Origin of the sequence: Streptomyces sp. NPDC093260, assembly GCF_040683715.1 — a bacterium.
GTDB lineage: Bacteria > Actinomycetota > Actinomycetes > Streptomycetales > Streptomycetaceae > Streptomyces > Streptomyces sennicomposti.
Map to the genome: position 1 here is coordinate 85801 of NZ_JBFBEK010000013.1, position 26271 is coordinate 112071.

At 72.7% G+C, this 26271-nt stretch carries 26 protein-coding genes and 1 pseudogene; 19 read left to right on the plus strand and 8 right to left on the minus strand.

What is annotated here, in order from left to right; genetic code table 11:
* The first annotated feature begins 86 nt into the window (after positions 1-86).
* The 4 genes from AB0N63_RS18465 (at position 87) to AB0N63_RS18480 (ending at position 3404) form a co-directional block, all read left to right on the plus strand.
* Positions 87-1157: a mannose-6-phosphate isomerase gene (locus AB0N63_RS18465; protein ID WP_365530044.1), complete on the plus strand. Its 1071-nt coding sequence runs from the start codon at positions 87-89 to the stop codon at positions 1155-1157.
* Between the two features lie 50 nt (positions 1158-1207).
* Positions 1208-2068 (plus strand): methyltransferase domain-containing protein, encoded by an 861-nt coding sequence (locus tag AB0N63_RS18470; protein ID WP_365530045.1) that lies wholly within the window; start codon positions 1208-1210, stop codon positions 2066-2068.
* 298 nt (positions 2069-2366) lie between these two features.
* Positions 2367-2558 (plus strand): hypothetical protein, encoded by a 192-nt coding sequence (locus AB0N63_RS18475; protein WP_365530046.1) that lies wholly within the window; start codon positions 2367-2369, stop codon positions 2556-2558.
* 348 nt (positions 2559-2906) lie between these two features.
* Positions 2907-3404 carry a hypothetical protein gene (locus AB0N63_RS18480; protein ID WP_365530047.1) on the plus strand — a complete coding sequence of 166 codons (498 nt, stop codon included), beginning with the start codon at positions 2907-2909 and terminating at the stop codon, positions 3402-3404.
* 124 nt (positions 3405-3528) lie between these two features.
* On the opposite strand, the gene AB0N63_RS18485 is transcribed toward AB0N63_RS18480, so the two are convergent.
* Positions 3529-3918, minus strand: a complete 390-nt coding sequence (locus tag AB0N63_RS18485; protein ID WP_365530048.1) for a TetR/AcrR family transcriptional regulator C-terminal domain-containing protein — start codon at positions 3916-3918, stop codon at positions 3529-3531.
* Between the two features lie 418 nt (positions 3919-4336).
* Between AB0N63_RS18485 and AB0N63_RS18490 the strand changes: the two genes are divergently transcribed.
* Positions 4337-4891: a hypothetical protein gene (locus AB0N63_RS18490; protein ID WP_365530049.1), complete on the plus strand. Its 555-nt coding sequence runs from the start codon at positions 4337-4339 to the stop codon at positions 4889-4891.
* A gap of 64 nt (positions 4892-4955) precedes the next feature.
* Here AB0N63_RS18490 and AB0N63_RS18495 read toward each other — a convergent pair whose 3' ends face one another.
* A complete protein-coding gene (locus AB0N63_RS18495) occupies positions 4956-6080 on the minus strand; it encodes a cellulose binding domain-containing protein (RefSeq protein ID WP_365530050.1) in 1125 nt (374 codons plus the stop codon).
* Positions 6081-6278: 198 nt separating this feature from the next.
* Positions 6279-6977 (minus strand): major capsid protein, encoded by a 699-nt coding sequence (locus AB0N63_RS18500; RefSeq protein WP_365530051.1) that lies wholly within the window; start codon positions 6975-6977, stop codon positions 6279-6281.
* Positions 6978-7210: 233 nt separating this feature from the next.
* Between AB0N63_RS18500 and AB0N63_RS18505 the strand changes: the two genes are divergently transcribed.
* On the plus strand, positions 7211-8131 hold the full coding sequence (locus tag AB0N63_RS18505) for a CDP-diacylglycerol diphosphatase (RefSeq protein ID WP_365530052.1): 921 nt from the start codon (positions 7211-7213) through the stop codon (positions 8129-8131).
* A 237-nt stretch (positions 8132-8368) separates the two neighbouring features.
* Here the strand turns inward: AB0N63_RS18505 and AB0N63_RS18510 are convergent, their stop codons facing one another.
* The gene (locus AB0N63_RS18510) at positions 8369-8500 is read right to left on the minus strand and encodes a hypothetical protein (RefSeq protein ID WP_365530053.1); all 132 of its coding nucleotides are present in this window, start codon (positions 8498-8500) and stop codon (positions 8369-8371) included.
* Positions 8501-8884: 384 nt separating this feature from the next.
* On the opposite strand from AB0N63_RS18510, the gene AB0N63_RS18515 reads away from it, so the two are divergent.
* The 4 genes from AB0N63_RS18515 to AB0N63_RS18530 all read left to right on the plus strand — a co-directional run bounded on the left by AB0N63_RS18515 (position 8885) and on the right by AB0N63_RS18530 (position 13250).
* The gene (locus tag AB0N63_RS18515) at positions 8885-9190 is read left to right on the plus strand and encodes a hypothetical protein (RefSeq protein WP_365530054.1); all 306 of its coding nucleotides are present in this window, start codon (positions 8885-8887) and stop codon (positions 9188-9190) included.
* Between the two features lie 312 nt (positions 9191-9502).
* Positions 9503-10561: an alpha/beta hydrolase gene (locus tag AB0N63_RS18520; protein ID WP_365530055.1), complete on the plus strand. Its 1059-nt coding sequence runs from the start codon at positions 9503-9505 to the stop codon at positions 10559-10561.
* A 377-nt stretch (positions 10562-10938) separates the two neighbouring features.
* On the plus strand, positions 10939-12573 hold the full coding sequence (abc-f, locus tag AB0N63_RS18525) for a ribosomal protection-like ABC-F family protein (RefSeq protein WP_365530056.1): 1635 nt from the start codon (positions 10939-10941) through the stop codon (positions 12571-12573).
* A 113-nt stretch (positions 12574-12686) separates the two neighbouring features.
* Entirely contained in the window at positions 12687-13250 is a 564-nt protein-coding gene (locus tag AB0N63_RS18530; RefSeq protein ID WP_365530057.1) for an ABATE domain-containing protein, read from the plus strand.
* Positions 13251-13360: 110 nt separating this feature from the next.
* Here AB0N63_RS18530 and AB0N63_RS18535 read toward each other — a convergent pair whose 3' ends face one another.
* Positions 13361-14077 carry a hypothetical protein gene (locus tag AB0N63_RS18535; RefSeq protein WP_365530058.1) on the minus strand — a complete coding sequence of 239 codons (717 nt, stop codon included), beginning with the start codon at positions 14075-14077 and terminating at the stop codon, positions 13361-13363.
* 301 nt (positions 14078-14378) lie between these two features.
* Here AB0N63_RS18535 and AB0N63_RS18540 point away from each other — a divergent pair, with 301 nt between their 5' ends.
* The 6 genes and pseudogenes from AB0N63_RS18540 (at position 14379) to AB0N63_RS18565 (ending at position 19069) form a co-directional block, all read left to right on the plus strand.
* Positions 14379-16058, plus strand: a complete 1680-nt coding sequence (locus AB0N63_RS18540; protein WP_365530059.1) for an APC family permease — start codon at positions 14379-14381, stop codon at positions 16056-16058.
* A gap of 35 nt (positions 16059-16093) precedes the next feature.
* A pseudogene (locus tag AB0N63_RS18545) lies at positions 16094-16363 on the plus strand (FtsX-like permease family protein); the annotation flags it as partial.
* 46 nt (positions 16364-16409) lie between these two features.
* Positions 16410-16568 carry a hypothetical protein gene (locus AB0N63_RS18550; RefSeq protein ID WP_365530060.1) on the plus strand — a complete coding sequence of 53 codons (159 nt, stop codon included), beginning with the start codon at positions 16410-16412 and terminating at the stop codon, positions 16566-16568.
* 204 nt (positions 16569-16772) lie between these two features.
* Positions 16773-17147, plus strand: coding sequence for a hypothetical protein (locus AB0N63_RS18555; protein WP_365530061.1), 375 nt, complete (start codon positions 16773-16775; stop codon positions 17145-17147).
* A gap of 200 nt (positions 17148-17347) precedes the next feature.
* Complete coding sequence (locus AB0N63_RS18560) at positions 17348-17710, plus strand: metalloregulator ArsR/SmtB family transcription factor (RefSeq protein WP_365530062.1); 363 nt, start codon at positions 17348-17350, stop codon at positions 17708-17710.
* Positions 17711-18097: 387 nt separating this feature from the next.
* Positions 18098-19069: a CAP domain-containing protein gene (locus AB0N63_RS18565; RefSeq protein ID WP_365530063.1), complete on the plus strand. Its 972-nt coding sequence runs from the start codon at positions 18098-18100 to the stop codon at positions 19067-19069.
* A 366-nt stretch (positions 19070-19435) separates the two neighbouring features.
* Here the strand turns inward: AB0N63_RS18565 and AB0N63_RS18570 are convergent, their stop codons facing one another.
* Positions 19436-20671 (minus strand): cellulose-binding domain-containing protein, encoded by a 1236-nt coding sequence (locus AB0N63_RS18570; RefSeq protein WP_365530064.1) that lies wholly within the window; start codon positions 20669-20671, stop codon positions 19436-19438.
* A 228-nt stretch (positions 20672-20899) separates the two neighbouring features.
* On the opposite strand from AB0N63_RS18570, the gene AB0N63_RS18575 reads away from it, so the two are divergent.
* A complete protein-coding gene (locus AB0N63_RS18575) occupies positions 20900-21886 on the plus strand; it encodes a DUF4232 domain-containing protein (protein ID WP_365530065.1) in 987 nt (328 codons plus the stop codon).
* Between the two features lie 144 nt (positions 21887-22030).
* Here the strand turns inward: AB0N63_RS18575 and AB0N63_RS18580 are convergent, their stop codons facing one another.
* Positions 22031-22537, minus strand: a complete 507-nt coding sequence (locus AB0N63_RS18580; protein ID WP_365530066.1) for an SRPBCC family protein — start codon at positions 22535-22537, stop codon at positions 22031-22033.
* A 341-nt stretch (positions 22538-22878) separates the two neighbouring features.
* Between AB0N63_RS18580 and AB0N63_RS18585 the strand changes: the two genes are divergently transcribed.
* Both AB0N63_RS18585 and AB0N63_RS18590 read left to right on the plus strand, forming a co-directional pair.
* The gene (locus tag AB0N63_RS18585; protein WP_365530067.1) at positions 22879-23832 is read left to right on the plus strand and encodes a M28 family metallopeptidase; all 954 of its coding nucleotides are present in this window, start codon (positions 22879-22881) and stop codon (positions 23830-23832) included.
* Between the two features lie 257 nt (positions 23833-24089).
* The gene (locus AB0N63_RS18590; protein WP_365530068.1) at positions 24090-25361 is read left to right on the plus strand and encodes a cytochrome P450; all 1272 of its coding nucleotides are present in this window, start codon (positions 24090-24092) and stop codon (positions 25359-25361) included.
* Between the two features lie 95 nt (positions 25362-25456).
* On the opposite strand, the gene AB0N63_RS18595 is transcribed toward AB0N63_RS18590, so the two are convergent.
* Positions 25457-26137, minus strand: coding sequence for a pyridoxamine 5'-phosphate oxidase family protein (locus AB0N63_RS18595; RefSeq protein ID WP_365530069.1), 681 nt, complete (start codon positions 26135-26137; stop codon positions 25457-25459).
* Positions 26138-26271 lie beyond the last annotated feature (134 nt).

Consider the following 26271-nt stretch of genomic DNA (forward strand, 5'->3'; position numbering starts at 1 on the left):
CGCACCTCGCCTCTCGCACCCCGGAGGTTCCCCATGTCGCAGTCGGTCAGGGTCGGGCCCAGGCCTACCGGAGGACGGCCGGTCCGGTGAGCGGCCACGATGTGCGCCTGTACCCGCTGCGGCTGACCGTCACGGCCAAGCCGCTGGTCTTCGGCGGTCACGCCCTCGCCCGCCGCCTCGGCAAGACCGGCATCCCGGACTGGAGCGTCGCGGAGACCTGGGAGTGCAGCGACGTGGCCGGACTGAGCGGCGTGCTGACCGAGGGCCCGCTGGCCGGCCGGTCCCTGCGCCAGGTGGTCGCCGACCACCCCCGGGAGCTGATGGGCGCCGGCTGGTCCGGACGGTGCTTCCCGGTGCTGACGAAGTTCATCGACGCCACCGGCTCCCTGCCCGTCCATCTGCACGCGGACGACGAGGCCGCCCGGCGGCTCGAGGGACAGCGCAACGGCAAGACGGAGGCCTGGCACATCCTCGACGCCGCGCCCGGCGCGACCGCCCTGTGCGGCGTCAGGGAAGGGGTGACGCCGGGCCGGCTGCGCGCCGCGCTCCAGGCGCAGGACTTCGACGCCGTACTGCGCCGCCTGCCGGTGCGTGCGGGCGAGACGATCTACGTCCCCGGCGGCACCCCGCACAGTTTCGGCCCCGACACCCTGGTCTACGAGATCGAGCAGACCTCCGACATCCAGCAGCACGCGATGCGCTGGCGGATGGAGGACGGCTCTCCCGTGAGCGACGCGGAGTTCGACGCCAACCTCGACATGCTGATGCGGCAGGTGCGCCCGGAGAGCCGGCCGGACTTCACCCCCGGACTGCGGATCGCCCTCGGTGACGGGGCCGAGCGGGTCTTCCTGTGCGCGAGCCCCTACTTCGCCCTGGAGCGCTGGACCTCCGCCGAGCCGTTGCGGCGGTCCTTCGCCACCGCGCAGATCCTGTCCAACGTCGGCGCCCCGGTGCGGGTGCGGTCCGGCGGCTGGGAGGGGGGACTCGGCCGGGCGCAGACGCTTCTGCTGCCCGCGTCCTGCGGGGAGGTCGGGATCACGGGGCCGGCCGACGTCCTGTTCGGCTGTCTGCCGGACCTGGACCGCGACGTGCGCGCTCCGCTGCTGGAGGCCGGTTACTCGCGGCGGCATATCGCCGCCCTGGGCGCGGAGATCTGACCCGCGTCCCCGCCGCCCGTCTACTGCGGCCCCCCTGCCAGAATCGCCGCATGGCTGAGCACGACGCGGACACAGGAGCAGGGGCGGGGGCGGACCCAGAGGTGACGGCGCGGGCCGAACGCGGATACCTGCTGGACAACCGGCAGTCCGAGGCGGGCACCCGGTTCGAGGCCCTGGGCGAGCTGTTCGACCCGGTGACCTTCCGGCACATCGACCAGTTCGGGCTCCGTGCCGGTATGCGCTGCTGGGAGGTCGGCGCCGGCGGCCCGTCGGTGCCGCTCGGGCTGGCCGAGCGGGTCGGCCCCACCGGCGCGGTGCTCGCCACGGACATCGACACCTCCTGGCTCGCGGACCTCACCGATCTCGGCGGCGGCGTGATCGGGACGCGCCGCCACGACGTGGCCGCCGACCCGCCGCCGGCCGGCGGTTTCGACCTGGTGCACGCCCGGCTGGTGCTGGTGCACGTCACCGACCGGGCCGAGGCGCTGCGTCGCATGATCCAGGCGCTGCGGCCGGGCGGTGTGCTGTTCCTGGAGGACGCCGACCCGGCGTTGCAGCCGCTGCTGTGCCCGGACGAGTCGGGACCCGAGCAGCGGCTCGCCAACCGGCTCCGGTCCGGCTTCCGCGCGTTGATGGCGGAGCGCGGCGCGGACCTCGCCTACGGGCGGACCCTGCCCCGGCTGCTGCGCGAGGCCGGCCTCACCGATGTGCGGGCGGACGCCTGCTTCCCGATCACCTCACCCGCGTGCGCCGTTCTGGAGGCCGCGACCGTGCGGCAGATCCGCGGCCGGCTGGTGGCCAAGGGGCTCGCCACCGACGAGGAGATCGAGCGGCATCTGGCGAACGTCGCCACCGGACGCCTGGATCTCGCCACCGCCCCGATGGTGTCCGCCTGGGGCCGCCGCCCGTAGCCGCCGGCCCCGCCGGGATTCCCGCCCTGCATGCGCCCCACGCGGTTCGACGCGTCCGCGCGGTTCGACGAGAACACACCTGTCCGGACGTCACTGGGAGTTCGTTGTCACTGGGAAGGCGACCGCACACTCGACGGCCGCAGTCCGAAGCGCGGACCGCGGCCTCAGGCGCCGGGCCTCGGCCTCAGTGGCACTCCCGCTCCGCGTCACCACCTTGACGGGTGACGCGAGCGGTGCGACGCTCGGTGCATGGGAACGGGCCCGGAGCGATTCGCCCCGGCCAGACGGAGGTTGGACCGTGGAAAGCAACAGCACTCCGGACGTCGCCGCACAGCTCCGCCACGCGCGGTTCGGAAAACTGCCCGAGCGCATCGCCTACGCCGACATGGTCGAGGAGAAGCCGTCCGACCCGAAGGACCCGTCCGGCGGCCACCACCCGGAGGGCTCCTGGAAGCACTTCTCCTGCCTCGCCCTGGACCTGGGGCTGTAGCCGACCGCCGCGAGAGCACGGAGTGCTCCCCCGCACGGTGGGTTTCCCTGGCGCGGCGCACCGCCGATCGGGCAGGTGGGTGCCATGCTGGTGCGCCGTGGGCGCGACGCTGCCGCCGGCAGTCGCCGTGCCCTCACGCACTCCACCCGACGGTGAACAGGGGACCGGCTTCTCATGGCAAAGCGAGGACGTACTTCTCCACGGCAGCGCGCGGCCCGGGAGGCGGCTCGGCGAGCTGCCGCCGCCGTACGTCTCGCCGCGGCGGTGCCGCCCCGTCCACGCCGGCACGAGCAACAGCACGAGCAAGGGGGCGCGCGGCAGCACGACAGGACGGCCGAGGCGCCCGCGGTGCCCGCACCCGCCCGCGCGGCCGACGACATCGCCGCGACCGGCGACGACGCGGTGACCGCACCCGCTTCCGTCGCCGTCGCTGCCGCCGACACCACCGACACCGCCCCTCCCCCGGCGCCGCCCTGTGCCGGCGGGTGTGAGGTCTGCGCCGGGGCCGCCGACGAGTTCGGCGCCCTGCGCGCCGAGTCGCTCGCGCAGCGGAACCGCTTCACGGCGTCCGGACACACTCCGTACGCCGTCGAGAAGCAGACACTGCACCGCGGCGACTGCAAGAAGGTCGAGCAGTCGGTCGGCCGCGTGACGGGCCACGACGTGGCGGTACGCGCGGAGGCATTGAGCCGCTTCGCGCACGACGGCCGCCTCAGCCCCGAGTGGGCCACACACATGCGCCTGTTGGAGAGCGGTGAGGCCGCCCAGTGGGTCAAGGAACGGATCGGCCCGCGCGGCGGCGCCCGCTACCGCCTGTGCCGCACCTGCACACCCGAACTCCCCTGACACCCACCCGCCGCACCGCCGCGGTGACGCGCCTTCCGGGACCTGTACGCTTTCTGTACGTCCCGCGCGCACCGCGGCGGCCGTACGGCACCGCGCACCGCCCGTCCACTCGGCCCTTCGCGGTTCAGCCCGTGCGCAGTTCCTCGAACCCCAGCAGCATCGCGTCGGCGGCGAAGGCGAAACGCTCCCCGTCGTCCACGCCCACCCGGTCGCGCGCCGCGCGGATGATGAGCGGATACCGCTCGCCGTCCAGCCCGGCCAGCCACCCGGTCCCGCCCGACTCCTCCGCGCCGACGACGAGTCCGGCCGCCAGGACGGCGTGCCCGATCGCGAACACCGACACCGCGTTGAGGGCGTGCAGCGCGCGGCCGAGCGTGAGACCGTGCTCCGACGGCAGGCGCAGGCACGCCTCGATGGCGTCCGGTGTCGCCTGGGTGACCGCCGGGCGGCACGCGGCGAGCGGGGGCGGCCGGATGCCGCGGCAGCCCCTCGCGCAGCGCCTTCGCCTACGCACGCCTCCCCACGGTCGGCGGAGCCGTCCATCGCCGGCGCCGCCGCCGGGAACACCTGCTCCACCAGCCCGTCGACCAACGCGTCCTTGCCGGCAGACGATGACGAAACGTCACCGCCCCGACGGCGAGCCGTTCGCCGGGCGAGCGCATCGTCAGGGCCCTGAGCCCCAGGCCGGTCGACCAGGTCCAGCGCCGCGTCGAGGGCCCGTTGCCGGGTCAGCCCCACGCGCTCACCGCGACCGCGCCGCACAGCCGGCCTGTCGGCCGTCATGGCCCACCAGCCCCCTCCGCCCGGCGACTGACCTTCTTACAAGCTGAGGTAAGAGGGCCCGCGCCCAACCAACGGCTCATGCACGCGAACTGACGGGGCATCCGCAATGCGACAGCGGATTCCCGTCGCATCCCGAGGAGGCATGTGCCGTGCACGCACTCAGACGCCGGCTGGAAAGAAGCCTGGCCGCGCAGGCCGCCCTGGTCTTCCCCCTGGCCGTGGGGATCGCGGCCTTCTTCCACCGGCACAGCCACCCTCTCGTATGGGTGATCCACGGAGCGCTCTACACCGCCGCCGGCATGGGGTCGGTGGCCGTGCAGCGGCGCCGGTACAGCCGCAGGACCGGTGTCGACCCGCGCCGCATCACCGAACTCAGCCGGAAGATCCGCCGTCGTGAGGTGCCGCAGGACGCCGAAGAGCGTGCGGTCATGCGGAAGTTGGTCGACACCCAGCGGGCGCAGTTGCGGCGCACGAAGCGGTGGCTGCCGTACTGGACGGGCTGCATGGGCCTGCTGGCGGTCGGCCTGCTCGTCCTCGGTGTGGCCTCCGGCTCGCTCATGTCCGCGCTGGTCGTCGCGGTGACGATGATCGCGCTGTGCTCCTGGATCATCTGGATACGCCGCCGCTCGACGAGCCGCCTCGACCACATGCACGCGGCCCTCGGCGGCCGGGACGAAGAGGCCTCGTCAACGTCCCGCGTGTGACACCGCCGTCCGCGGCGGACGGGCGACGGGGGCGGCACCCTAGTGGCGGGCCGCCCCCGCGGGGTCACACGGTGGTGCAGGCGGTGCCGTTCAGGGCGAAGCCGGACGGCTTGGCGAAGGTACCGCTGTAGGTGCCCTGGAAGCCGAACGACACGGTGCCGCCGGGGGCGATGGTCGCGTTGTACGACTGGCCGGCCGCCGTGACGGCGCCCGACTGGCCGGAGAGCGTGGCGTTCCAGCCGCTGGTAATCCGCTGCCCGGAGGGCAGGGTGAAGGCGAGCTGCCAGGGGGCGACGGCGGCCGGGCCGGTGTTGGTGACGGTGACGTCGGCGGTGAACCCGCCCTGCCAGGCGTTCGTCCCGTACGCCACCTTGCAGGCGCCCGGGGTGCCCGGGTCGCCGCCGCTGGCACCGGTGTTGACGGTCGAGGAGAAGGACGTCACGGCGAGTCCCGCACCGTTCTGCCAGGGCTCGAAGCCGGCCTGCACACTGGTCAGGTACCAGTTGTTCTGGGCCAGCCCGCGGGAGACCGCCACACGGGCGAAGTCCATGACGTCGAAGCTCCAGCTGCCGATCGCCGACGGGGCGACGAAGGACAGCACGTCGTTGCCGCCGTTGTTGCCGGACCACACCTGCCACTGGCGGCCGGCCACGGTGGCGGTGCCGACCTGCGAGCCCACCGGCTGGACCGCGCCCACGTGGTTGAACCACACCATGATCTCGGTCTTGTTGACGCCGTCGGTGCGCGGCGTGGGGTCGAGCCAGATGTCGTAGGCGGCGTCATAGACCGCGCCGCTGACATAGCTGTACGAAATGCCGGTCGGTGCGCTGGAGATGGTGCTCAGCTGGGCCGGAAGTGTCGTTCCCGGCGAACAGTTGGTGTAGTGGCAGCCGTTGTAGATCGAGGGGTACGACTTCGGGGCGCCGTTGGTGGGCACCGAGCCGTCGGCCTGGGTGACCCGGAAGCCGGAGTCCGTGGCGGTGATGCACTGGGTCTGGTCGGTGCCCCAGCGGTTGTTCTGGACGACGTACCGGCCCTGGACCGTGGTCGAGCCGAAGGCGTCGCAGACCTGGGTGTCCGCGCGGGCGGCCGAGGTCGTGGTCATGAGCGCCGCGAGCGCGGCGAGAACGGTCAGCAGCGCGCCGAGCAGGACGTGCGTGCGGTGCGCATGGTGCGGTGAGGGGGACATGCGGGTCCTCTCCGGACGGGGGACTGTGCGGTGCCGTGCGGAAGTCCGGGGAGCGCGCCCGCCGTCCTCCGTATCATTTTTGGGAGCGCTCCCAGCGTCGACTCGGAGGGGACTGTAGAGATGCAGGCATGCCCCTGACAAGATGGCGGACGGCAGAAGCGTCGCCCAGTTTCGGACATCCGACTCAGGGCCGGACGGTCAGCCGTCCGCGCCTGCCCCGGCACGGTAGCGCGGGGGCAGTACCGCCCCCGCGCCCTCGCGCAGACCGAGTTCCGCCGCGGCCAGCCGCTCCACGGCCTCCGCGTCCTCCAGACCGGGCACGCACACCACCTCGCCGGCCGCCAGGGCGGCCAGCGAGGCGCTCACCACGTCGGCGACGGGCATCCCGCCCTCCTCGTGGACCCGCTGCCCGCACAACCAGGCCGTGCCGGGCGGGGCGGGCGCACCGTCCGGGCCGCCGTCGGCCGCGCTGTACCCGGAGCCGGCGATGACGCAGTTCCCGGCGAGCGTGGACAGCCGGTTCCCGTCGACGTAGGCGATGTTGCAGCAGCCCATCAGGGCGGCCGCGCCGGCGGGGACGTGGAGGGTGCCCATGCCGCCGTAGTTCTCGGCGAGGCGGCCCTCCAGCGCGGCCACGCCCGCCTCGGCGGGGACGAACGTCATCGAGCCGACGCCGAGCGACGGGATCTTGAAAAAGCGCAGGCCGCCGCGGGCGAGTTGGATCTCGGGGGCGTCCCACAGCATCTCGGGGCACGCGATGTCGGTCAGTGTGTGGACGGTCTCCGACGGCGCGCACCAGCCGCCCGAGGCGACCATGTTGTTCTGCGGCAGCCGGGTCTGGTCGGCGGCGAGGATGACCGCGCGGGTGCCTTCCGTGCCCGACGACGAGTCGTCCATGACCGCGGCGAGCAGCCGCTCATGGACGTCCGTGCGGCCGCAGAAGCGGGGGGAGTGGGCGAGACCGGACCGGCGTCCAGGTCACGCGGTCGGCCGGGGCGATCCGGGTGCCGCGCCCGGTGGACGTTCCACACGCTCACTCATTCAGCCGACGGGTGGAGTCACCGCAAATCGATTTCCGGCACATATTCTGCGAAAAATCCCGTCGGTGCCCACTCCATCGGAGATCAGAAATGCATGACCAGCAGAATGCGAAGGAAGTCCCCCGGCGTCAATTCGTCGCGCTGTCCGGTGCCCTCGGTGCCGCGACGGTCCTGACGGGCGCGGCCGCGACGGTCGGCGGTTCCGCTGCGGCGGCGAGCGGTCTCGACGCTGGTCCGACCCCCGACTCGTGCCCCACCACGCCTCCCCCGGGCGGCATCAGCCCGTGCCCGCCCACTAGCCTCCAGGGCATCTGCGGCCGACCCACGGACAACGACCCGCTGTGGCACGACGTCCAGTACTGCACCAGCGGAATCGTCCCCCCGCCGCCGCAGCCCAAGCCCGACTGCCTGAAGGTGACCTCGAATTACGTCGTGCTGCACGGAAAGCCGGAGACGACGCACAACTATCTCCTGTCGCCGACGTGCCGGGTCACGGGCATCGAGTGCCCGTTCCTCGTGACCAGCGGGCCGCCCAACTACTGGAACGAGGCGTGGCAGAACGCGCGCAGCGGCGGAGACGTCCCCGTGCAGTACCCGAACATCGGCCTGGGCATCAACTCACAGACCGCCCGCAGCTTCAACCAGCTCCACATCCACATGGCCGGCGTCCGGGCGAGCACGCAGCGGCGCCTCCAGGAACTCGAGTCGCAGGGCCGCATGGCCACGTCCCCCTCCCAGTGGGCGAACCCGGCCAACCAGGCCGCCGTCACGGGCTCGGCGGGCGACCGCGTGTACCGCATCCTCCGGCTCCCCAACCTCCAGGACAACCTCTTCGGCCTGCTCTACACGAACGTCGTCCGCCCCAACTCGCTGAACATGGCCGACCAGACGATCATCGTGATCCCGAAGATGACCCCCGCCGGGTTCGCGGGTGTCTTCTACGTCCTCAACAGCGACACGTCGATCCACGACGGCACGAGCACATGCGACTACCTCCTCGTGTACAGCTGACGCACCTGTGCCGGGCGACCACTAGGGCTTTTCGGTTGGATCAGGCCGGATCAGGGAGCGGGGTCTGGTGCCGTGCGTCGCAAGGCGGAGGGGGGCGACATGGCGGAGCCACGGCAACCGACGACAACGCCGCGAGGCCCGGTGCCAGGGTCCGCGAGCCCGGCAAGAACCAAACGAGGCCCTAGCTGGGCTGCTGAGGCTTCTACACGGACTCGTGGACGATGCGGCCGCTGTCGCTCAGCCGGCCGTTGTCCAGGTGTGCCACTTTTCCTTGTACCAGCAGTTCTGCCAGTAGTGGTAGCTCGCCTTGTTCACGTAGACGGCGATGCAGCGCCGGTACGGATTGCCCGTCTCGGGAGGCCCCACCACCCTGTCGGCACGGCCGTTGCCCGGCATTCGCTTCCAGCCCCCGGCGTTGGCCCAGGTGTGCCAGATCGTACGGTCGCGCGCGACGACGAGACCTGCGCCCCGGCGCGGAGACGTCGAGTCGGGACACCTCGGTGAGGTGCACGGGTGTGTCGGGCGTGCCCGTGCTCCGGGACTGCTGACACCCAGATGTGTCGGCATCCCGGTGCGCGGGGGCGCAGGTGTGCCGGTGAACCGGTGCACAGGTGTGCCGGTGTGCCGGTGTGCCCGCGAATACGCGAGTAGGTGTGTGGGGGTGGGAGGCCCTGGGTATGCGGCCCGACCTGGGACCGCGGCGGTGATGCCGTCCGTGGCTCCGGGAACACACGCTGTGCAAGGAGGAAGACCATGAACAAGCTCACCCGGCGTGCCACGACCGCGGGCGTCTCCGCCGCCTTCGTCGCGGGCGCCGTCCTCTCCACCGGCGGCTCCGCGGCGGCCGCCACGTCCCAGCCGTCCACCCGCCCCGCGGCCCGGACCGCGGCGACCACCGCCGCCCACCACCCCCGTCACCACCAGCTCGCCGACCCGCGCACGGATCCCTGGGTCGCGGACCAGCTGGCGTGGTTCGGCCTGACGAGCGACAAGCGTTCGGCCGTCTACGACCCCTGGGTCAAGGACCAGATCGCCCTGTTCGGCCCGTCCGGCCGCTAGGGCCTCTCGTGTGGACCACTCCGGGACGCTCCCTGATCCGGCCTGATCCGAACGAAAGACCCTGGCCCGGCACGGCTCCCCGGTAGGCGCGGTGCCGGTGACGCCAGCTCCCCACCGGCCCCCGGCCCCACCGCGCCCGCGCGCCGCCTCCCGACTGGCCGAAACACTACGGCCGGTAGCGAAGTAGCGCGTCACCTGTTTGACGGGTGACGCACCCCGTGTCACAGTCGGCACGCACCTCGAACGGCAGTGACCCCAGGCACCCACCGGTTCCGCGCCCCGTGCGCGACCGCGTCCGACGGAGGGTTTCGCATGATCGGCAGGCGCACGTTCGGCAAGGCCGTCAGTCTCGGCACGGGCACGGCGGCGGTCTCGCCGGCCGGCCTCCAGGGCGCGTCGGCCGCCCCGGCCGCGCCGCGGCCTGAGGGCACGGCTCGGTCCGCGCCCGGCACAGGTTCCGGCACGCACACGTCCTTCAGCACACTGAAGCAGGTCAGGGCCGGCCTGCTGGACGTCGGGTACGCCGAGGAGGGGCCCCAGCACGGACCGGTCGTCATCTGTCTGCACGGCTGGCCGTACGACATCCACAGCTACGTCGACGTCGCGCCGCTGCTGGCTGCCCAGGGCTACCGCGTGATCGTCCCGTACCTGCGCGGTCACGGCACGACGCGCTTCCTGTCCCCGCACACCGCCCGCAACGCCCAGCAGTCGGCGGTCGCCCTCGACATCGTCGCCCTGATGGATGCCTTGAAGATCGAGAAGGCGGTGCTCGCCGGGTTCGACTGGGGTGCGCGCACCGCCGACATCGTCGCGGCGCTGTGGCCCGAGCGGGTCAGGGCGCTCGTGTCGGTGAGCGGGTACCTCGTCACCGACGTCGAGATGCAGAAGCAGCCGCTGCCCCCGCGGGCGGAGTACGCCTGGTGGTACCAGTACTACTTCGCCACCGAGCGCGGCCGCCTCGCCATGGAGGATCCGGACGACCGCCGCGCACTGTGCCGACTGGTGTGGGACATCGTCTCCCCCACGTGGCACTTCGACGACGCCACCTTCGCGCGTACCGCAGCGGCCTTCGAGAACCCGGACTACGCGGCGATCGTAATCCACAACTACCGCTGGCGGCTCGGCCTCGCCGACGGCGAGCCGCGCTACGACCGGTACGAGCAGCGGCTCGTCCCACGGCCGGTCATCGCTGCGCCCACCGTCGTCCTCGACGCCGAGCGGGACCCGTTCACCGGGCCGGACGACAGCGCCTACCGGGACCGGTTCACGGGCGCGTACCGGTACCACCGGCTCGACGGCATCGGTCACAACCTGCCGCAGGAGGCCCCGGCGGCCTTCGCCCGGGCCGTCGTAGAAGCGGATCGCCTCTGAACGCCCACCGTCCGCCGGATCGAGGGCGGCGGTACGGGGTTCTCCGGTGCGCCAGGCGATGGCGGGGGGCGCGGGTGGGAGGCGCGGGCGGAGGCACGGCCGGGCACGTCGGCAGGCGTCCCGGCGTGCGCCCCCCGTGAGCGCCGCCACGCCCGACAGGCCGCTGTTAGACTTGCCGAGACGTTGATCGTTTGCGGAGGAGACCGGACATGGTGGTGGACGACGACATCTCCGGGTGATACCCGGTCCCGACAGGCCACCGGCCGGTGCGCACAGGCGCCCGCCGTCGTGGCCTCGCCGTCGTTCCCGCCTTCTCCTGTCTGTCACCGGGGCAGAGGTGTCTTTCCTGCCCCCTTCCTCTCCGCGAGGTCGTCTTCATGTCCGACGCGTCCGTCGTCTGCTCGAACCTGTCCTTCTCCTGGCCCGACGACACCCCTGTCTTCCAGGACCTGTCCTTCACCGTCGGCGCGGGCCGCACCGGCCTCGTCGCGCCCAACGGCTCCGGCAAGACCACGCTGCTCAGGCTGATCGCCGGCGAACTACGGCCCACCGCGGGGTCGGTGACCGTGTCCGGCCCGCTCGGCCACCTGCCCCAGAACCTCCCGCTGACCGGCGACCTCACCGTGGCCGAGGTGCTCGGCGTCGCCGAGGTGATCCGCGCCCTGGACGCCGTGGAGTCCGGGGACGTGAGCGAGGAGCACTTCACCGCCATCGGCGACGACTGGGACATCGAGGAGCGCACCCGGGCCCAGCTGGACCGCCTCGGTCTGACCGGACTCGCCCTGGACCGCACCCTGGACACCCTCAGCGGCGGTCAGATCGTCTCCCTGGGGCTGGCCGCCCGGCTGCTGAAGCGGCCCGACGTCCTGCTGCTCGACGAGCCCACCAACAACCTCGACCTGGCGGCCCGCCGCCGGCTCTACTCCGCGCTGGACGACTTCACCGGCTGTCTGCTCCTGGTCAGCCACGACCGGGCCCTGCTCGACCGCATGGACCGCATCGCCGAACTAGACCGCGGCGAACTGCGTTTCTTCGGCGGTGACTTCACGGCGTATGAGGAGGCGGTGCGGGCCGAGCGGGAGGTGGCCGAGAAGAACGTCCGTACCGCCGAACAGGAGCTGAAGAGGGAGAAGCGGGAGATGCAGCAGGCCCGCGAACGCGCCGAGCGGCGGGCGGGCAACGCCGCCCGCAATCTGAAGAGCGCGGGCCTGCCCCGTATCTTCGCCGGCACCATGAAGCGGGGGGCGCAGGAGTCCGCCGGGCGGGCGGGCCAGACGCACGCGAACCGGGTCGGCGAGGCCAGGGCCCGGCTGGACGAGGCCGGGCGTGCGCTGCGCGACGAGCAGCGCATCGTCCTGGACCTGCCGGACACCGACGTGCCCGCCGGCCGCGACCTGTTCCTCGGCGAGCGGCTGCGCGTCCGGCTCGGCGGGAAGGAGGTGTTCGCGGGCGAGGGCATCGACCTGTCGGTCCGGGGTCCGGAACGCATCGCGCTGACCGGACCCAACGGCAGTGGGAAGAGCACTCTGTTGCGCCTGCTGAACGGTGAACTCGTCCCGCACGGAGGCCGGATCAGGCGGGCCGAAGGGCGGATCGCCCACCTGTCCCAGCGGCTCGACCTGCTGGACGCGCACCGTACGGTCGCGGAGAACTTCGCCGCGTACGCGCCGGGGCGGCCGGAGGCCGAGCGGATGACCCTGCTCGCCCGTTTCCTCTTCCGGGGTGACCGCGCCCATCTGCCCGTCGGGGTGCTGTCCGGAGGCGAGCGACTGCGGGCCACGCTGGCCTGCGTCCTGTGCGCCGAGCCGGCCCCGCACCTGCTGCTCCTGGACGAGCCGACGAACAACCTGGACCTGGTGAGCGTGGGTCAGTTGGAGAGCGCCCTGAACTCCTACCGGGGTGCGTTCGTCGTGGTCAGCCATGACGAGCGGTTCCTGCGGGAGATCGGTGCGGACCGGTGGCTGCGGCTGGCCGACGGCGAGCTGACGGAGACGGCAGCCCCCGAGATGTGAGCCACCGGCGCACCCGCCGGGCCCGCGCCCGAGACAACCGCCCGGCGGGCCGCCCCGGCCCGCACCCCTGACTGTTCTTGTCGGCGGAGTTCGTCACCTGTCAGGATGGTGACATGAACCTTGAGCATGTCTTCGTGTGCGGAAACCCGGTGCTGGACTTCGCCGCGACGCTGCGTGCCCGCCGCACGCTGCGGTTCGAGATGTTCGTGGCGCCCGACCGGCTGGACGCCTGGTTCCTGGAGTCCGGGGTGGTGGACACGGTCACCCCGAGCGACGAGGCGGACGTCGAGCGGGCGAAGGCGCTGCGCGAGGCCGTCTACCGGCTGGTCACCGCGCGGCGGCTCGGCGAGGTGTACGACACCGGGGCGCTGGACCTGTTGAACGGCACGGCGCGGATGCCGTCCGCCGTGCCGCAGCTCACCTTGGAGGGACGGTGCACCGAGGCGACGCCGCAGGAGGCCCTGGCCGCCCTCGCCCGGCAGGCGGTGGAGCTGCTGAGCGGTCCGGACGTGCCGCTCCTCAAGGAGTGCGGCAACCCGGAGTGCACCCGCGTCTACATCGACCGCTCGCGCGGGAAGCGGCGGCAGTGGTGTGGCATGGAGTCCTGCGGCAACAGGATCAAGGCCGCCGCCTACCGCGCCCGCAAGAGGAGCACGCCCACCCTCGGCACGGGCTGAGGAACCTCTCGTACACGGGCACGTAGCTGAAGGGCTTCGCGCGTGTGGACCGCCCAGGTCTGCGCGAGAAAGACGAACACACGGCGTCGCCCGGCGGCGGTCCGGTGCGCTCACCAACCCCACCGTCGTCGGCCGCGCCGTCGGTAGTCCACATGCCGTCCCTCGATCTCCCATCCGGAGATCATCCAGAAGGCGAGGAAGGCGGCGAAGACGACCATCATCACCCACTCCAGGACACTCGCCCCGAACAGCGCGCCGTGCACCAGCCCGGCCACCGGCAGGGACAGTCCCAGCCAGCCGAGGTTGGGGAACGCGATCAGCCCCGACGGCCGGCCGCTCACCACGGCCCACAGCACCACGCCGAAGGCCAGCCAGGTGGCGGCCAGCCGCCAGACCAGGGAGTTGTCGGCCGGCGAGAGGTAGGTCTCGGTGTGCCCGCGCACCTCCAGGCGCACCACCGCGCCGTGCCAGGTGCGCAGCCGCGCCGGATCGCCGCGGTGCGTGTCCTCGTAGGTGCCGTGGCCGACGTCGCGCCACGCAGTCCGGTCGCCGTAGCGCACCCGGAGCCGGTAGTACGGCGTGCAGGACCGGGAGCCGTTGGAGTCCGTGGTGCAGGACTCGCCGGACGTCATGCCGACCACCGTCCCAGCCACCCGCGCCACGCAGTCCGGGCCGGGCGCGCCCGTGCACAGGGGTGCGCGCCGGTAGGCCACGGCGCCGTCGTACGCCTCGGCCGCCCACCGCGCACAGCCGATCAGTCCGGTCACCGCGGCCGCGAGCACCAGGACCCGCAGCCAGGCCGGCAGTCGCCCGTGCCATGCGCCCATCGCGCCCTCTCCCCCCGAGTCCGCCCCGGCGCGGCGCACACATCGGCTCGCGCCGTCATGAGTGGGTGTGCCCGGTGACGCCCGGGTGGGAAACGCCGGGGCCGCACCCCGTACGGCCCGCGAGGCCGCCTCGGCCCGTGCGGTCGTACAACCGCGCGTACGGTCGCATGGCTCGTCGCGCCCCACGGTCGTCCAGCCGTCACGCCCCACGGTCGTACGGCTTTCGCGCCGCGCCGTGCGTCCCGACCGGCCCGCCCGCTAGTCTCGTGCGGACGTACGACGACGCTGAGGAGGCGGTGGCGTGCCGCAGGACCTGCCGGCCGGCGAAGGCGCGATCACGGCGGCTCTGACGCAGGAGCACCGGCTCCGCCGGGACCTGGGTTTCTGGGCGCTGACGGCGATCGCGTTCTCCAACATCGTGGGTTCGGGATGGCTGTTCGCCGCGATGTACGCGGCGCAGACGGCGGGCCCGGCGTCGCTGCTGTCGTGGGTGGCGGCGGGGCTGCTGTGCGTCCTGGTGGCACTGGTGATGATCGAGCTGGGCGCGTCCCGGCCCGAGGGCGGCGGCACGGTGCGCTGGCCGCTGTACGCCTCCGGGCGGCTGGTGGGCACGCTGGTGGGCTGGTCGGTGCTGTTGTCGGTGGGCGGCACCGCGGCGGAGATCAGCGCGATCATGCAGTACGCGGGGCACTACCTGCCCGGCATCTACCGCGGCGGTTCGCTCACCGTCACCGGGCTGGGTGTGGCGACGGCGCTGAGTGTGCTGCTGACGGCGCTGAACTGGTTCGCGGTGCGGCTGTTCGCGCGGCTGAACAACCTCCTGTCCGTGTTCAAGATCGCGGTGCCGGTCGTCACGGTGGTGGCGCTGCTGGCGTCCGGCTGGCACTCCGGACGCCTCACCGACCACGGCGGGTTCGCGCCGTACGGGTACGCCGCCTGTCTGTCGGCGCTCGCCGGCGGGGGCATCGTGTACTCGGTGAACGGCTTCCAGGCGCCGCTGGACTTCTCCGGCGAGACCCGCGATCCGCGGCGCACCGTCCCGGCGTCGGTGCTGGCCGGCATCGGTCTGGCGGTGCTGATGTATCTGGCCCTCCAGGCCGCGTTCCTGTTCACGGTGCCGGAGAGCCTGCTCGGGCACGGCTGGCAGGGCGTCAACTTCGACTCGCCGTTCGGGCAGCTGGCGTTGCTGCTCAACCTGCACTGGCTCTCGGCGCTGCTGTACGCGGACGCGGTCGTCTCGCCCGGCGGTTCGGCGTACGTCGGGGTGGCGCTGGACGCCCGGCACACCTACGCACTGGCGAAGAACGGCACCCTGCCCCGCTGGTTCATGGCGGTCGAGGCGCGCTCGGGCATCCCGCGCCGGGCGCTGGTGCTGAACCTGCTGGTGATCGTGGTGTTCCTGCTGCCGTTCGGCGGCTGGCAGGACATCGTGAGCGTGATGGGTGACATGTATCTGCTGATCTACGCTGCCTCGGCCGTGGCGGCCGCCGTGTTCCTGGCCGATCCGGACAGCGGTACGGCGGGCTGGGTGCCGGGGCTGCGCTGGATCGCGCCGGTGAGCTTCGTGGTGGCCGCGGAGTTCGTGTACTGGTCGGGCTGGCATGATCTGCGGCTGGCACTGCCGCTGGTGCTGGTCGGGCTGCTGGTGTTCCTCGGGATGCACCGCACCGCCATGGCCGGCCGGCCGCTCGCCGCCGAACTGCGCACGGGGGCGTGGCTGGTGGTGTTCCTGGTCCTGCTCACCGTGCTGTCCTGGCTGGGTTCGTTCGGCGGCTCCGGGCGGCTGCGGGCGCCGTGGGACTCGCTGGCGGTGGCGGCGTCGGGGTTGGCGATGTTCTTCTGGGCGGTGCGGGCGGGCACGACGTGGCTGCGGGAGTCCCGGCGGCCGGGCGGCGGGTTGCCGGGTGCGGGTCTGCCGGGTCCGGGTCCAGGTTCGGGTTCAGACGCGGGTCCGGCTTCAGGTGCGGGTTCGGGGGTTTAGGGCCTCTCGGCTCGATCATGCCGGGCTCTTGGGGCCTGGTGCCGCTCCCTGATCCGGCCTGCCGGCCTGACCGAGCGAAAGGCCCTGGGGCGCGTGACGCCGGGGCGGTCGCCGCGATGAACGCCCTGTCCGGCGCGGCCGGGGGTGTGAGCGCCTTCGTGTCGGCCTTCGTGGTGGCGTCGACCTTCGCGTTCGCCGTGGCTCAACGACGCCGTGAGTTCGTGTTGTCGCGCACCGCCGGGGCGACTCCCGGGCAGCTCCGCCGGCTGGTGGTCGTCGAGGAGCTGACGGTGGTCGCGGTGGGCGGGGTACTCGGACCGGCGCCCGCCTGGCTGAATCTGGCGGGTGTGTGTGGGCGCTGCGGCTGCTGTCGGTACGGAGTGCGATCGAGGTGCCGCGGTCGGCGGGGCCGTCGCCGCCTGCGCGGTGCTCGCGGTGGTCTCCTCGGCCGTCCCCGCCGCACTCGTCCTGCGCTGCCGGGCGGTGGACCTGGCGGGCGTACGGGAGTGACACCAGGCGTCACTTGTGCTCGCCGACCGATCTCCCGTCGACACTCTCCGGTCAACTCGGGTCAGTGCCGAAGACCGTCACTCCAACGCCGGTCTGACAAGCCTACGGTGCGGTCACCGGTGGGGACGGCGTCGGCCGTCCCCGGGGACGGGGCGGCAGCGCCCGTCCCGTCCGGCGACCGGTCGACGATCAAGGGGAGGCACCATGGCGAGTGTGGAAGTGTCGCTGAAGGAGATGATGACCGCGGTCGAGGGGGCGCTGGGCGCGGCGGTCGTCGACTACACCAGCGGAATGGCGCTGGGCACCCTGGGCGGGGACAAGGAATTGGACCTGACCATCGCCGCGGCGGGGAACACGGACGTGATCCGCGCCAAGGTGCGCACCATGGAGCAGCTCGGCCTGCAGAGCCAGATCGAGGACGTGCTGATCACACTCGGTACGCAGTACCACCTGATCCGCCTGGTGACCGGGCGCAACGGCAACGGCCTGTTCCTCTACCTCGTCCTCGACAAGTCGCGCTCCAACCTCGCGATGGCCCGCCACCAGCTCAAGCGGGTCGAGGAACAGCTGGAGATCTAGCGCCCTTCCGGGTCCCGGCCGACGCGCGCCCACGATGTGAAGACTTCTTCAAGTCACCACATCAGCATGATCCCAACTCGTGGACGCGTCCGGCCGGGGCCGGGAAGGATGGGCTGTGCGGGGCGCTTTCCGCGGCGGCGCGCCCGCCGCGGCGCCGCCCCTGATCCGGACCGTCGCGACGCGGCAGGGAGCGAGCACTCATGCAGGTCCCCCTCTACCAGGCCAAGGCCGAGTTCTTCCGCATGCTCGGACACCCCGTGCGCATCCGGGTCCTGGAACTGCTCCAGCACGGCCCGGTGCCGGTACGGGATCTGCTGGCCGACATCGAGATCGAACCGTCCAGCCTGTCCCAGCAGTTGGCCGTGTTGCGGCGCTCCGGCATCGTCGTGTCCACCCGGGAGGGGTCCACGGTCCGCTACGAGCTGGCCGGCGGCGACGTCGCCGAACTGCTGCGCGCGGCGCGCCGCATCCTCACCGAGCTGCTGGTGGGCCGCACCGAACTCCTCGCCGAACTCCGCCAGACGGACGACGCCTCGCCGGACGCCTTGCGTTCCGTGACATGAGTCACAGCGGTTCCGCGATCTATGCCCTCGGAGTAGTAGTGGCCGCACTGCCGACATAGGGGACTTGTCCTGCTTGATCCGGACGTGCGCCAAGCATGCGACCGGGACTTTCCGCGCCCCCGGCGATGTCGTCGCTTCTGCGAACCGTGGCGGCTTCCTGACGGGCAGCCAGGGCGGTGCGCGAGGGGCGGGAATCGTGGCAGCACGGGCCGCTCGCCTCCGCAAGGGCCGCAGCGGTCTACGAGGGGCGGTAGTAGCGGGGACCTTTGCGCTGTGTGTGAAGGCGTCTTAAGAATGACGACCCACAAGGCATCGCCGCAGTTCACCAGCCATTGCATACGAGCGAGCCGTATGCGGGGCGTGCGGCGACCACCGAGTGAGGTCACGATGGGCAAGCACCGTAAGAAGCAGTACTACCGGCGGATAGCCATCGCCGTCGCCGCGGTCGGCGCCGTCGGCATCCCGTCCGTCGCCCTGGCCTGCGGCGACTGGCCGGGCGGCACGTCGGACCAGGCGGGGTCCCAGCTCACCGACCGGGACAGCGGGGCGGCTTGGTGGGCCCAGGCCGCGCTGAGTCGCCAGAGCAACGTGAGCGCGAGCACAGTGCCCACCGCGATGAGCTCGGCCACCGTGCCGGTTCCTCCCGCCGTGCCGGCGCCGCCGGGCGCACCGGTGCTCACCGTCCCGGCCGCGCCGCAGACGCCGAGCGCCGCCGCGAGCGCGCCGCACGCCGCCGTACCGCACGCCACCGCGCCCAAGGCCAAGGCGGCCGCACCGGCGCACAAGCGGCACACGTCGGCGTCCCACCCCGAGGCCAAGCCCCGGCCCAGCGTCTCCCCCAGCGCGCCGAAGCCCGCCGCGACGGCCACCGCCGCGCCCGCTCCGGCCGCGCCCGCCGCTTCGGCCACCAGCGCGGCCCCCTCCGCCACTCCCTCCGCGACCGCCGCCGCGCCGAGTTCGCCGACGGCGCAGGCCCCGGCGGCCGGTGACGTCGCGCAGGTCGTGCAGCTCGTCAACACCGAGCGGGCGAAGGTCGGTTGCTCACCCCTCACGGTGAACGCGTCGCTCACCGAGGCGGCGCAGGCCCACAGCGAGGACATGGCCGCCCACCAGAACATGTCGCACGCCGGTTCCGACGGCTCCGCCCCGGGCGACCGGATCACCGCCGCGGGCTACGTCTGGAGCAGCTACGGCGAGAACGTCGCCTACGGCTACGCCACTCCGGAGCAGGTCATGGCGGGCTGGATGGCCAGCCCCGGCCACAAGGCGAACATCCTCAACTGCTCCTTCAAGGAGATCGGCATCGGCCTGGCGCAGCCCGGCTCCTACTGGACGCAGGACTTCGGCACCGCACGCTGAGGCCGGCCCGCTGCCGCGCGGCTTCGGAGGCACGTCTTCGCCAACGGCACCTGCCGTGCGCCCTGCAGGCCGGGCTGCTGTGCGCGCAGACTTTCCGCCGGCTCCCCCCAGGACGCCGAACTCCGGTCGGCAGCCGAGCCTTCGGCTCTCCTCGCCTACGGCGTCAACCTGCGCTCCCGCTCGGGGGCCGGCCACCAGGCGCTGTACCGGACGGCCGCCGCGCCCCTGGCGTCCCTCGGCACCATCCCCGGGGCCACCTGACGCCCCCGGGACCTCGACCGACCGGCGGCCCCGGGCAGGCCAGCCGGCCCCCGCACACCGGGGGCCGCCGGCCATGACGACACCGACGGCGAACCGCCGCCGCGCTCAGCAGCTCTGTGGTGTCGAGCCGAGCGCCACGTCGTCGTACCAGAGGGTGTCGTCGCCCGTGCCGTAGCTCTCCCACCCCAGCCGGAAGGTGGTGGGCCGGGGGGCAGTGGTGCGGCTGAGCCACTGCGCGTCGATGTCCTGTGTGGGCGTGCCGTCCACGTGCAGTCCGGCGACCTGCTGGTCGTCCAGCCAGGTGTCCATGGCCTGCCGGGTGGTGTCGACGGCGAACCGCAGGCACACCCAGCGCCCGGTCGGCAGTCCCGTGCTCAGCGCCACGCCCGCCGGACTCTGCGCGGGCAGCGTCGCGTCGTCGGACTGGCGGTTCCACTGGAGGGCGCCGTTCTGGCCGCCCATCCTCAGGTCGCGTCCGCCGTCGCGCGCGTCGGCCAGGGTGATCATCGCGATGTGCGCGGCGGGCAGCGGCGTGCTGTGCCGCACCCACACCCGGCCGTACACCACGGGACCCACCGTGGAGACGTCCTTCGTGGTGGCCACGAAGACGTGGTTGCAGTAACCGGCGGCGCCGTCCACCCGTACCGAGCGGCTTCCGGTGTGGGCGACCGAGGTGTCCACCGTCGCCCTGCCGGAACCGTTGCAGTCGGGCGACACGACCGTCCAGGCGCCCGACGGCGCGCTCCCGGTCTGGTCCTCGAAGCCGGAGCACACCGCCGCGTCGCCGCACCCCGGAGCAGGGCTGCCCGAGGGCGGCGGCGCAGGACTCCCGGACGGTCCGGACGGCGTCGGTGACGGGCTCCCCGACGGCCCCGACGGCGTCGGACTCGCCCCCGGACCCCCGCCGCACGAAGCGCCGTTGAACGTGAAGTCACCGGGTACGGCATTGCCGCCCGACCAGGTGCCCTGGAAGCCGAAGCCGGCGGTGGCGCCGGTCGCCAGCGACCCGTTGTAGCCGAGGTCGGCGGCGGTGACGGCCGTACCGCTCTGGCTCACCCGGGCGTTCCACGCTGAGGTCACCCGCTGACCGGCGTCGAACGTCCACCGCAGTTCCCAACTGCCGACCGCAGGGCCGAGATTGGTGACGGACACCTGCGCGGTGAAACCGCCCGCCCACTGGTCGGCCGTCCACGACACCCGGCACGCGGCACCGCCGTCCGCCGCCCGAGCTGTGCCGCGTGAGCCGTAGCCGGCGAGGCCCGCCAGCAGCGCGCCCACCACGGCCAGCAGCGCCGCCACCCGTAACTCCCGCCTGCCCGGCGGCCGAACCGTCCTCGTCACCGTCCGTTCTCCTCCCGCACCGAGCCGAATGATCAGGGCATGACAAATGCAAAACGCCTTATGGGAGCGCTCCCATAGACACCACGGTAGCGAGCCCGTAGACCGATGTAAACGCGGTACGCCCCGGTAGCAACCGCCGAGCGCGCCACCCCCGGCTGTGACAGCCCTGTGACGACCGGCATGACCCAGGTCACAGCCGAAGCGGCCCCCACCTGATCGACTGCATCCATGCGCCGCGCCCCTCTTCCCCTGGCCCTGCCCGCCACCGTCGCCCTCGCGGGCGCACTGCTCCTCACCGCGTGCGGTGCGCAGCGGACGGGCGCGCAGGGCCCCGGCCCGGCATCGCCGTACGCGTCCGGATCCCCGGACGGCTCCTGCGACGCCTCCGCCGCATCGGGCGGTCAGACGGCGGCCGAGGAAGCCGGCCCCGGAGCCTCGACACCCGGGGAAGCGGCGACGGACGGATCTTCCGGCGGCGCGGTGACGGCGAAGGACGGCGTCGAGCTCGTCGGCCCGGCCGGCTGCCCGGTCTTGGAGATCACCAACCACACGGCCGGGACGACCACGTACACGGTCACCTACTTCCTGCTGGCGGACACCGGTACCGCGTTGACGAGTGCGCGGACGACGGTGGCGTCCGTCGAACCCGGCCGGACCGTACGGCGCGCGGTCGCGCTGGCGGACGTCGGCGCGCTGCCCGGGGACGCGGGGAAGGCGACGAAGGTGCGGATCACCCAGGTCAGGAGCGTCCCCTCGAACGAGGCGCCCAGCGAGACGGGGCCCTGCCCGCCCTCGGGGGTGCGTGTGTACGCCGACCGGGGCGACGCCGCGATGGGGCTGCGCGTCGTCGGACTGCATCTGGTGAACTGCGGCACGCGCACGTATCACCTCGACGGCTATCCGCGGCTCCAGTTGTTCGACGAGGAGCACAAGCCGGTCGAGGGCGTACGGATCCTGCACGGGGGCGGGACCATCGCCCTCGGCGTCGGGGCCGACGGCCCACCCCGGCCCCTGGCACTGCGGCCCGGGGAGGGGGCGCGCGCCGGGCTGGTGTGGCGCAACACCACGGAGACGGGCGAGCCCGTCAACGCGCCCTACGTGCGGGTGGTGGCGAAGCCGGGCGCCGCCGCGGTGACGGTGACGCCGGAGCTGGACCTGGGCACGACGGGAAAGTTGGGCATCGGCGCCTGGCAGCGGGACGGCGCCTCCCGCTGAGGCAGCTTGGCCGCCGACGCCTCGCCCGGCCCCGCCGCAGGCGCCTCACCTGATCCCGCTCACCCGTCACCGCGCGAAGCGGCCCGTCAAGCCGGTAGCCGTATGCCCCTCACTTGACGGGCCGCCAGTCACACATGCCCGGCCTCAGAAGCCTCCACCGGAGAACCCGCCGGACGTCCCGCCGGCGTCCGCCTCTCCCGGCTTGATCCGGCCGCGCCAGGCGCCGGACTCGCCGCCACGCTTCTCGATGTACTCCTTGAAGCGCTTCATGTCACCCTTGATCTGCCGGTCCGTGATCCCCAGCAGATCGCCGGCCTTCTCCGCCATGCCGCTGGGCTCGATGTCCATCACGAGCTCGACGCGGGTGTGCCCGTCGTCCACGCGCTCGAAGCGGACCGTGCCCTTCTGCTGGGTGTCGCCGCTGGTCGTGCGCCAGGTGATCCGCTCGTCGGGGAGCTGGTCGACGATCTCGGTGTCGAACTCCCGCTTGACACCGGAGACCTTCGTCACCCAGTGGTTGTGCCGGTCGTCCAGCTGCCTGATCTCCTCGACCCCCTCCATGAAGTTCGGGAAGGACTCGAACTGCGTCCACTGGTTGTACGCGATGCGGACGGGGACGTCGACTTCGACCGTTTCCTTGACCGTGCTCATGAACAGGTGCCTCCAGTTTCGTCGATCGGCCGCGGCGGACCGAAGGCCCGCCGATCGGCTCTCGGCAGTGCCGCGAGTACCCGGCAGGCGCGGCTTTACCACTCCGTGTCCGAAACCCGGGCCGGCCCCCGGCCCGGCTGGCCTGCCGTGGGGCGTGCGGGGTGGTCACCGGGATCGCTATGCGGACGCTCATGTCCGGTTTCCGCTCTTGACCGGGGCCGGTGGCCCCGCCACGATCCCAGACACCCCACACAGATCGTGGACATGTCATGCACCAGGGTCCCGGCACTCCCCGTCGGTCCCGCATGCCGCATGCCTCCACCCCGAACACGGAGCCCCACATGACACACTCCGTTCGCCTCCGCAGGCCCGCCTGCGCCGTCGCCGCGGCGGCCGCCGTACTGCTCGTCGGCGGCGCCACGACCGGGGCGGCGGCCCCGGCGCCTCGGGCGGCGGTCGGCGCGCCCGACATCGCCGTGGCCGACGTCAAGGCCGACCTGGCGCAACTCCAGTCCATCGCGACCGCCAACGGCGGCAACCGCGCCCACGGGCGCGCCGGCTACCAGGCCTCCCTCACCTATGTGCAGAACAAGCTGAAGGCGGCCGGATTCACCACCTCCGTCCAGCAGTTCACCGCCTCGGGCCGCACCGGCTACAACCTCGTCGCCGACTGGCCCGGCGGCGACGCCAACCGGGTCATCATGGCGGGCGCCCACCTCGACAGCGTCACCGCGGGGCCCGGGATCAACGACAACGGCTCAGGCTCGGCGGCGCTCCTGGAAGTCGCGCTGGCCGTGTCCCGCACCGGCTACCAGCCCGCCAAACACCTCAGGTTCGCCTGGTGGGGCGCGGAGGAACTGGGCATGGTCGGCTCGCGCAACTACGTCAGCGGCCTGTCCACCACGAACCGCGCCAAGATCAAGGGCTACCTCAACTTCGACATGATCGGCTCGCCCAACCCCGGCTACTTCGTCTACGACGACGACCCCACGATCGAGAAGACGCTCAAGGACTACTACACCGGGCTCGGCATCGCGACCGAGCCGGAGACCGAGGGCGACGGCCGCTCCGACCACGCGCCCTTCAAGAACGCGGGCATCCCGGTGGGCGGCGTCTTCAGCGGCGCGGACTACATCAAGACCTCGGCGCAGGCCGCGAAGTGGGGCGGTACGGCCGGTGTGGCCTTCGACCGCTGCTACCACTCGTCCTGCGACACCTCGGCCAACATCGACGACACGGCACTGAACCGCAACGCGGACGCGATGGCGTACGCGGTGTGGACACTGTCCGCGTAGCCGACCGGCTTCCCCGGCTCGGTTGTGGCCCGGCCCCGGTACGGGAGCCGGGCCAAGACCCAGCGGTCGCGGTCGCCCCGTCCCCCTCCGGGCCGGGGCGACCGCCGCACGACGACACGCGTGCAGATTATCCGGTTCCCCTCCTCTCGGAGTCGATTGCTCCGGTCGTCCGCCCGGGTAACCATCCGCTGGGACGCGTCCCCGCCCCCTCCCGTCGCGGCCCGGTACGCAGTCGCCCGCCGAAGGAGACCGCACTCGTGACCGAGCAGCCACCGCCGTACGAGCCGTCACCCCAGCCGCCGTACCAGTTGCCGTACGTCCTCGATCCCACCGGCTCCGACCACCACGCCGAGCATCGGGCCCTGCGCGCCCGCGGTCCGGCCACCCGCGTGGACATCCTCGGCGTGACCGCCTGGGCCGTCACCGAACCCTCGCTCCTCAAAAACCTGTTGACCAGTCCGGAGGTCTCCAAGGACGCCGCCGCGCACTGGCCGGGCTACGCCGGGGCCGTCGCCACCTGGCCGCTGGCCCTCTGGGTGACGGCCAGGAACATGTTCACGGCCTACGGCCCCGACCACCGCAGGCTGCGCCGGATGATCGCGCCGGCCTTCAGCGCCCGCCGCATCGAGGCCCTGCGCCCCGTGGTCGAGGCGGCCGTGACCCCGCTCCTCGATCGGCTGGCCGCCCTGCCCGCCACCGCACCGGTCGACCTGCGCGAACACCTCGCCCGCCCGCTTCCGATCGCCGTGATCGGCGGACTCATGGGCGTACCGCACGACCAACGCCAGGACTTCCGCGCGCTGGTCGACGGGGTTTTCACCACCACGCTCACCGCCGCGCAGGCCGAGGCCAACACCGCCGCCCTCTACACGGCGCTGGACCGGCTCATCGCCGCCAAGCGGCACGCCCCCGGCGACGACATGACGAGCCTCCTCCTCGCCACCCGCGACGAGGAGGGCGACGGCGGCGCCCTGTCCGCCGCCGAACTGCGCGACACCCTGCTGCTGATGATCAGCGCCGGCTACGAGACGACCGTCAACGTCATCGACCAGGCCGTCACCGCCCTGCTCACCGATCCCGCACACCTGGCCCACCTCCGGGCCGGCCGCGCGAGCTGGACGGATGTGGTCGAGGAGACGCTGCGGCACGAGCCGGCCGTCAAACACCTCCCGCTGCGCTACGCCCTCACCGACATCCCGCTGCCCGACGGGCAGGTCATCGCCCGCGGTGAGGCCATCCTGGCCTCCTACGCCGCCGCCAACCGGCACCCGGACTGGCACGGCCCGACCGCCGACGTCTTCGACACGACCAGGACGTCGAAGGACCACCTCGCCTTCGGCTACGGCGTCCACTTCTGCCTCGGCGCGCCCCTCGCCCGCATGGAGGTCACCACCGCCCTGCGGCTGCTCTTCGACCGCTTCCCGCACCTGGAGCTCGCCGTACCCGCCGACACGTTGCAGCCCTGTCCCTCACTCATCAGCAACGGCCACCAGACCCTCCCCGTACACCTGCGGCCCACCTCCCACTGATCCGGACCCGAACCCGGACCCGGACCCGGACCGGGACCCGGACCGGGACAGGCACCCGACGCGGACCCGGACGCGCACAGGGCGGCCCTGCCCGGTCAGTCGGCCGGAGTTCCGGCCCGCTTCGCGAGGTGGGCGGGGGCCGCGACGCCCTCGGGCAGCAGCGGGTCCGCCTCCAGCTCGCCCCACGTCGTACGCAACGGCAGGACGCCCGCCCACAGGCCCAGCCGGGCGTCCTCGCCGTCACCGTCCTCCGGGGCGCCGGTACGTATCTTGACGGACGCCTCGTCCAGCGGGAGGGCGAGCAGGGCCGTCGCGGCGAGTTCCCTGGCGTTGGGGCGGCGGGCGTAGTCCCACTGGCCGGGCGCGGCCTGCTCGGTCAGCCAGCGCAGGCCGGCGAGCTTCTCGCCGGGGTCCGTGACCGCGCGGGGGACGCCGAAGATCATGGCGCTGCGGTAGTTGACCCCGTGCTCGAAGACCGAGCGGGCCAGGACGAGGCCGTCGACGTGGGTGACCGTGACGCAGACCGTGGCGTGGGGTGAGGCGACCAGGCTGCGGCTGGCGACCGAGCCGTGGAAGTACAGGGTGGCGCCGTCGGAGCCGTACACGGTCGGCACCACGAGCTGGGCGCCGTCGACGGTGACGCCCAGGTGGCAGACGAAGCCGGCGGCGAGGATCGCGTCCAGCCGGTCGCGGTCCAGGCTGCCCTGCTGCCGCAGCCGGCGGTGCCGCGTCCGCTCGGTGACCGGCAGCCGCCGTTCCGGGGAACCGGAGTCCATGGGGGACACCTCTCTGGGACACGGCCGGTACGGCCGACGCAGCGAATACGACCGACGCGGCCGACCCGGCACGGCCGACGGGACCGACACGGCCTGGCCGGGCACCGCGCACGCGATGGGGCAGTGACGGGAAC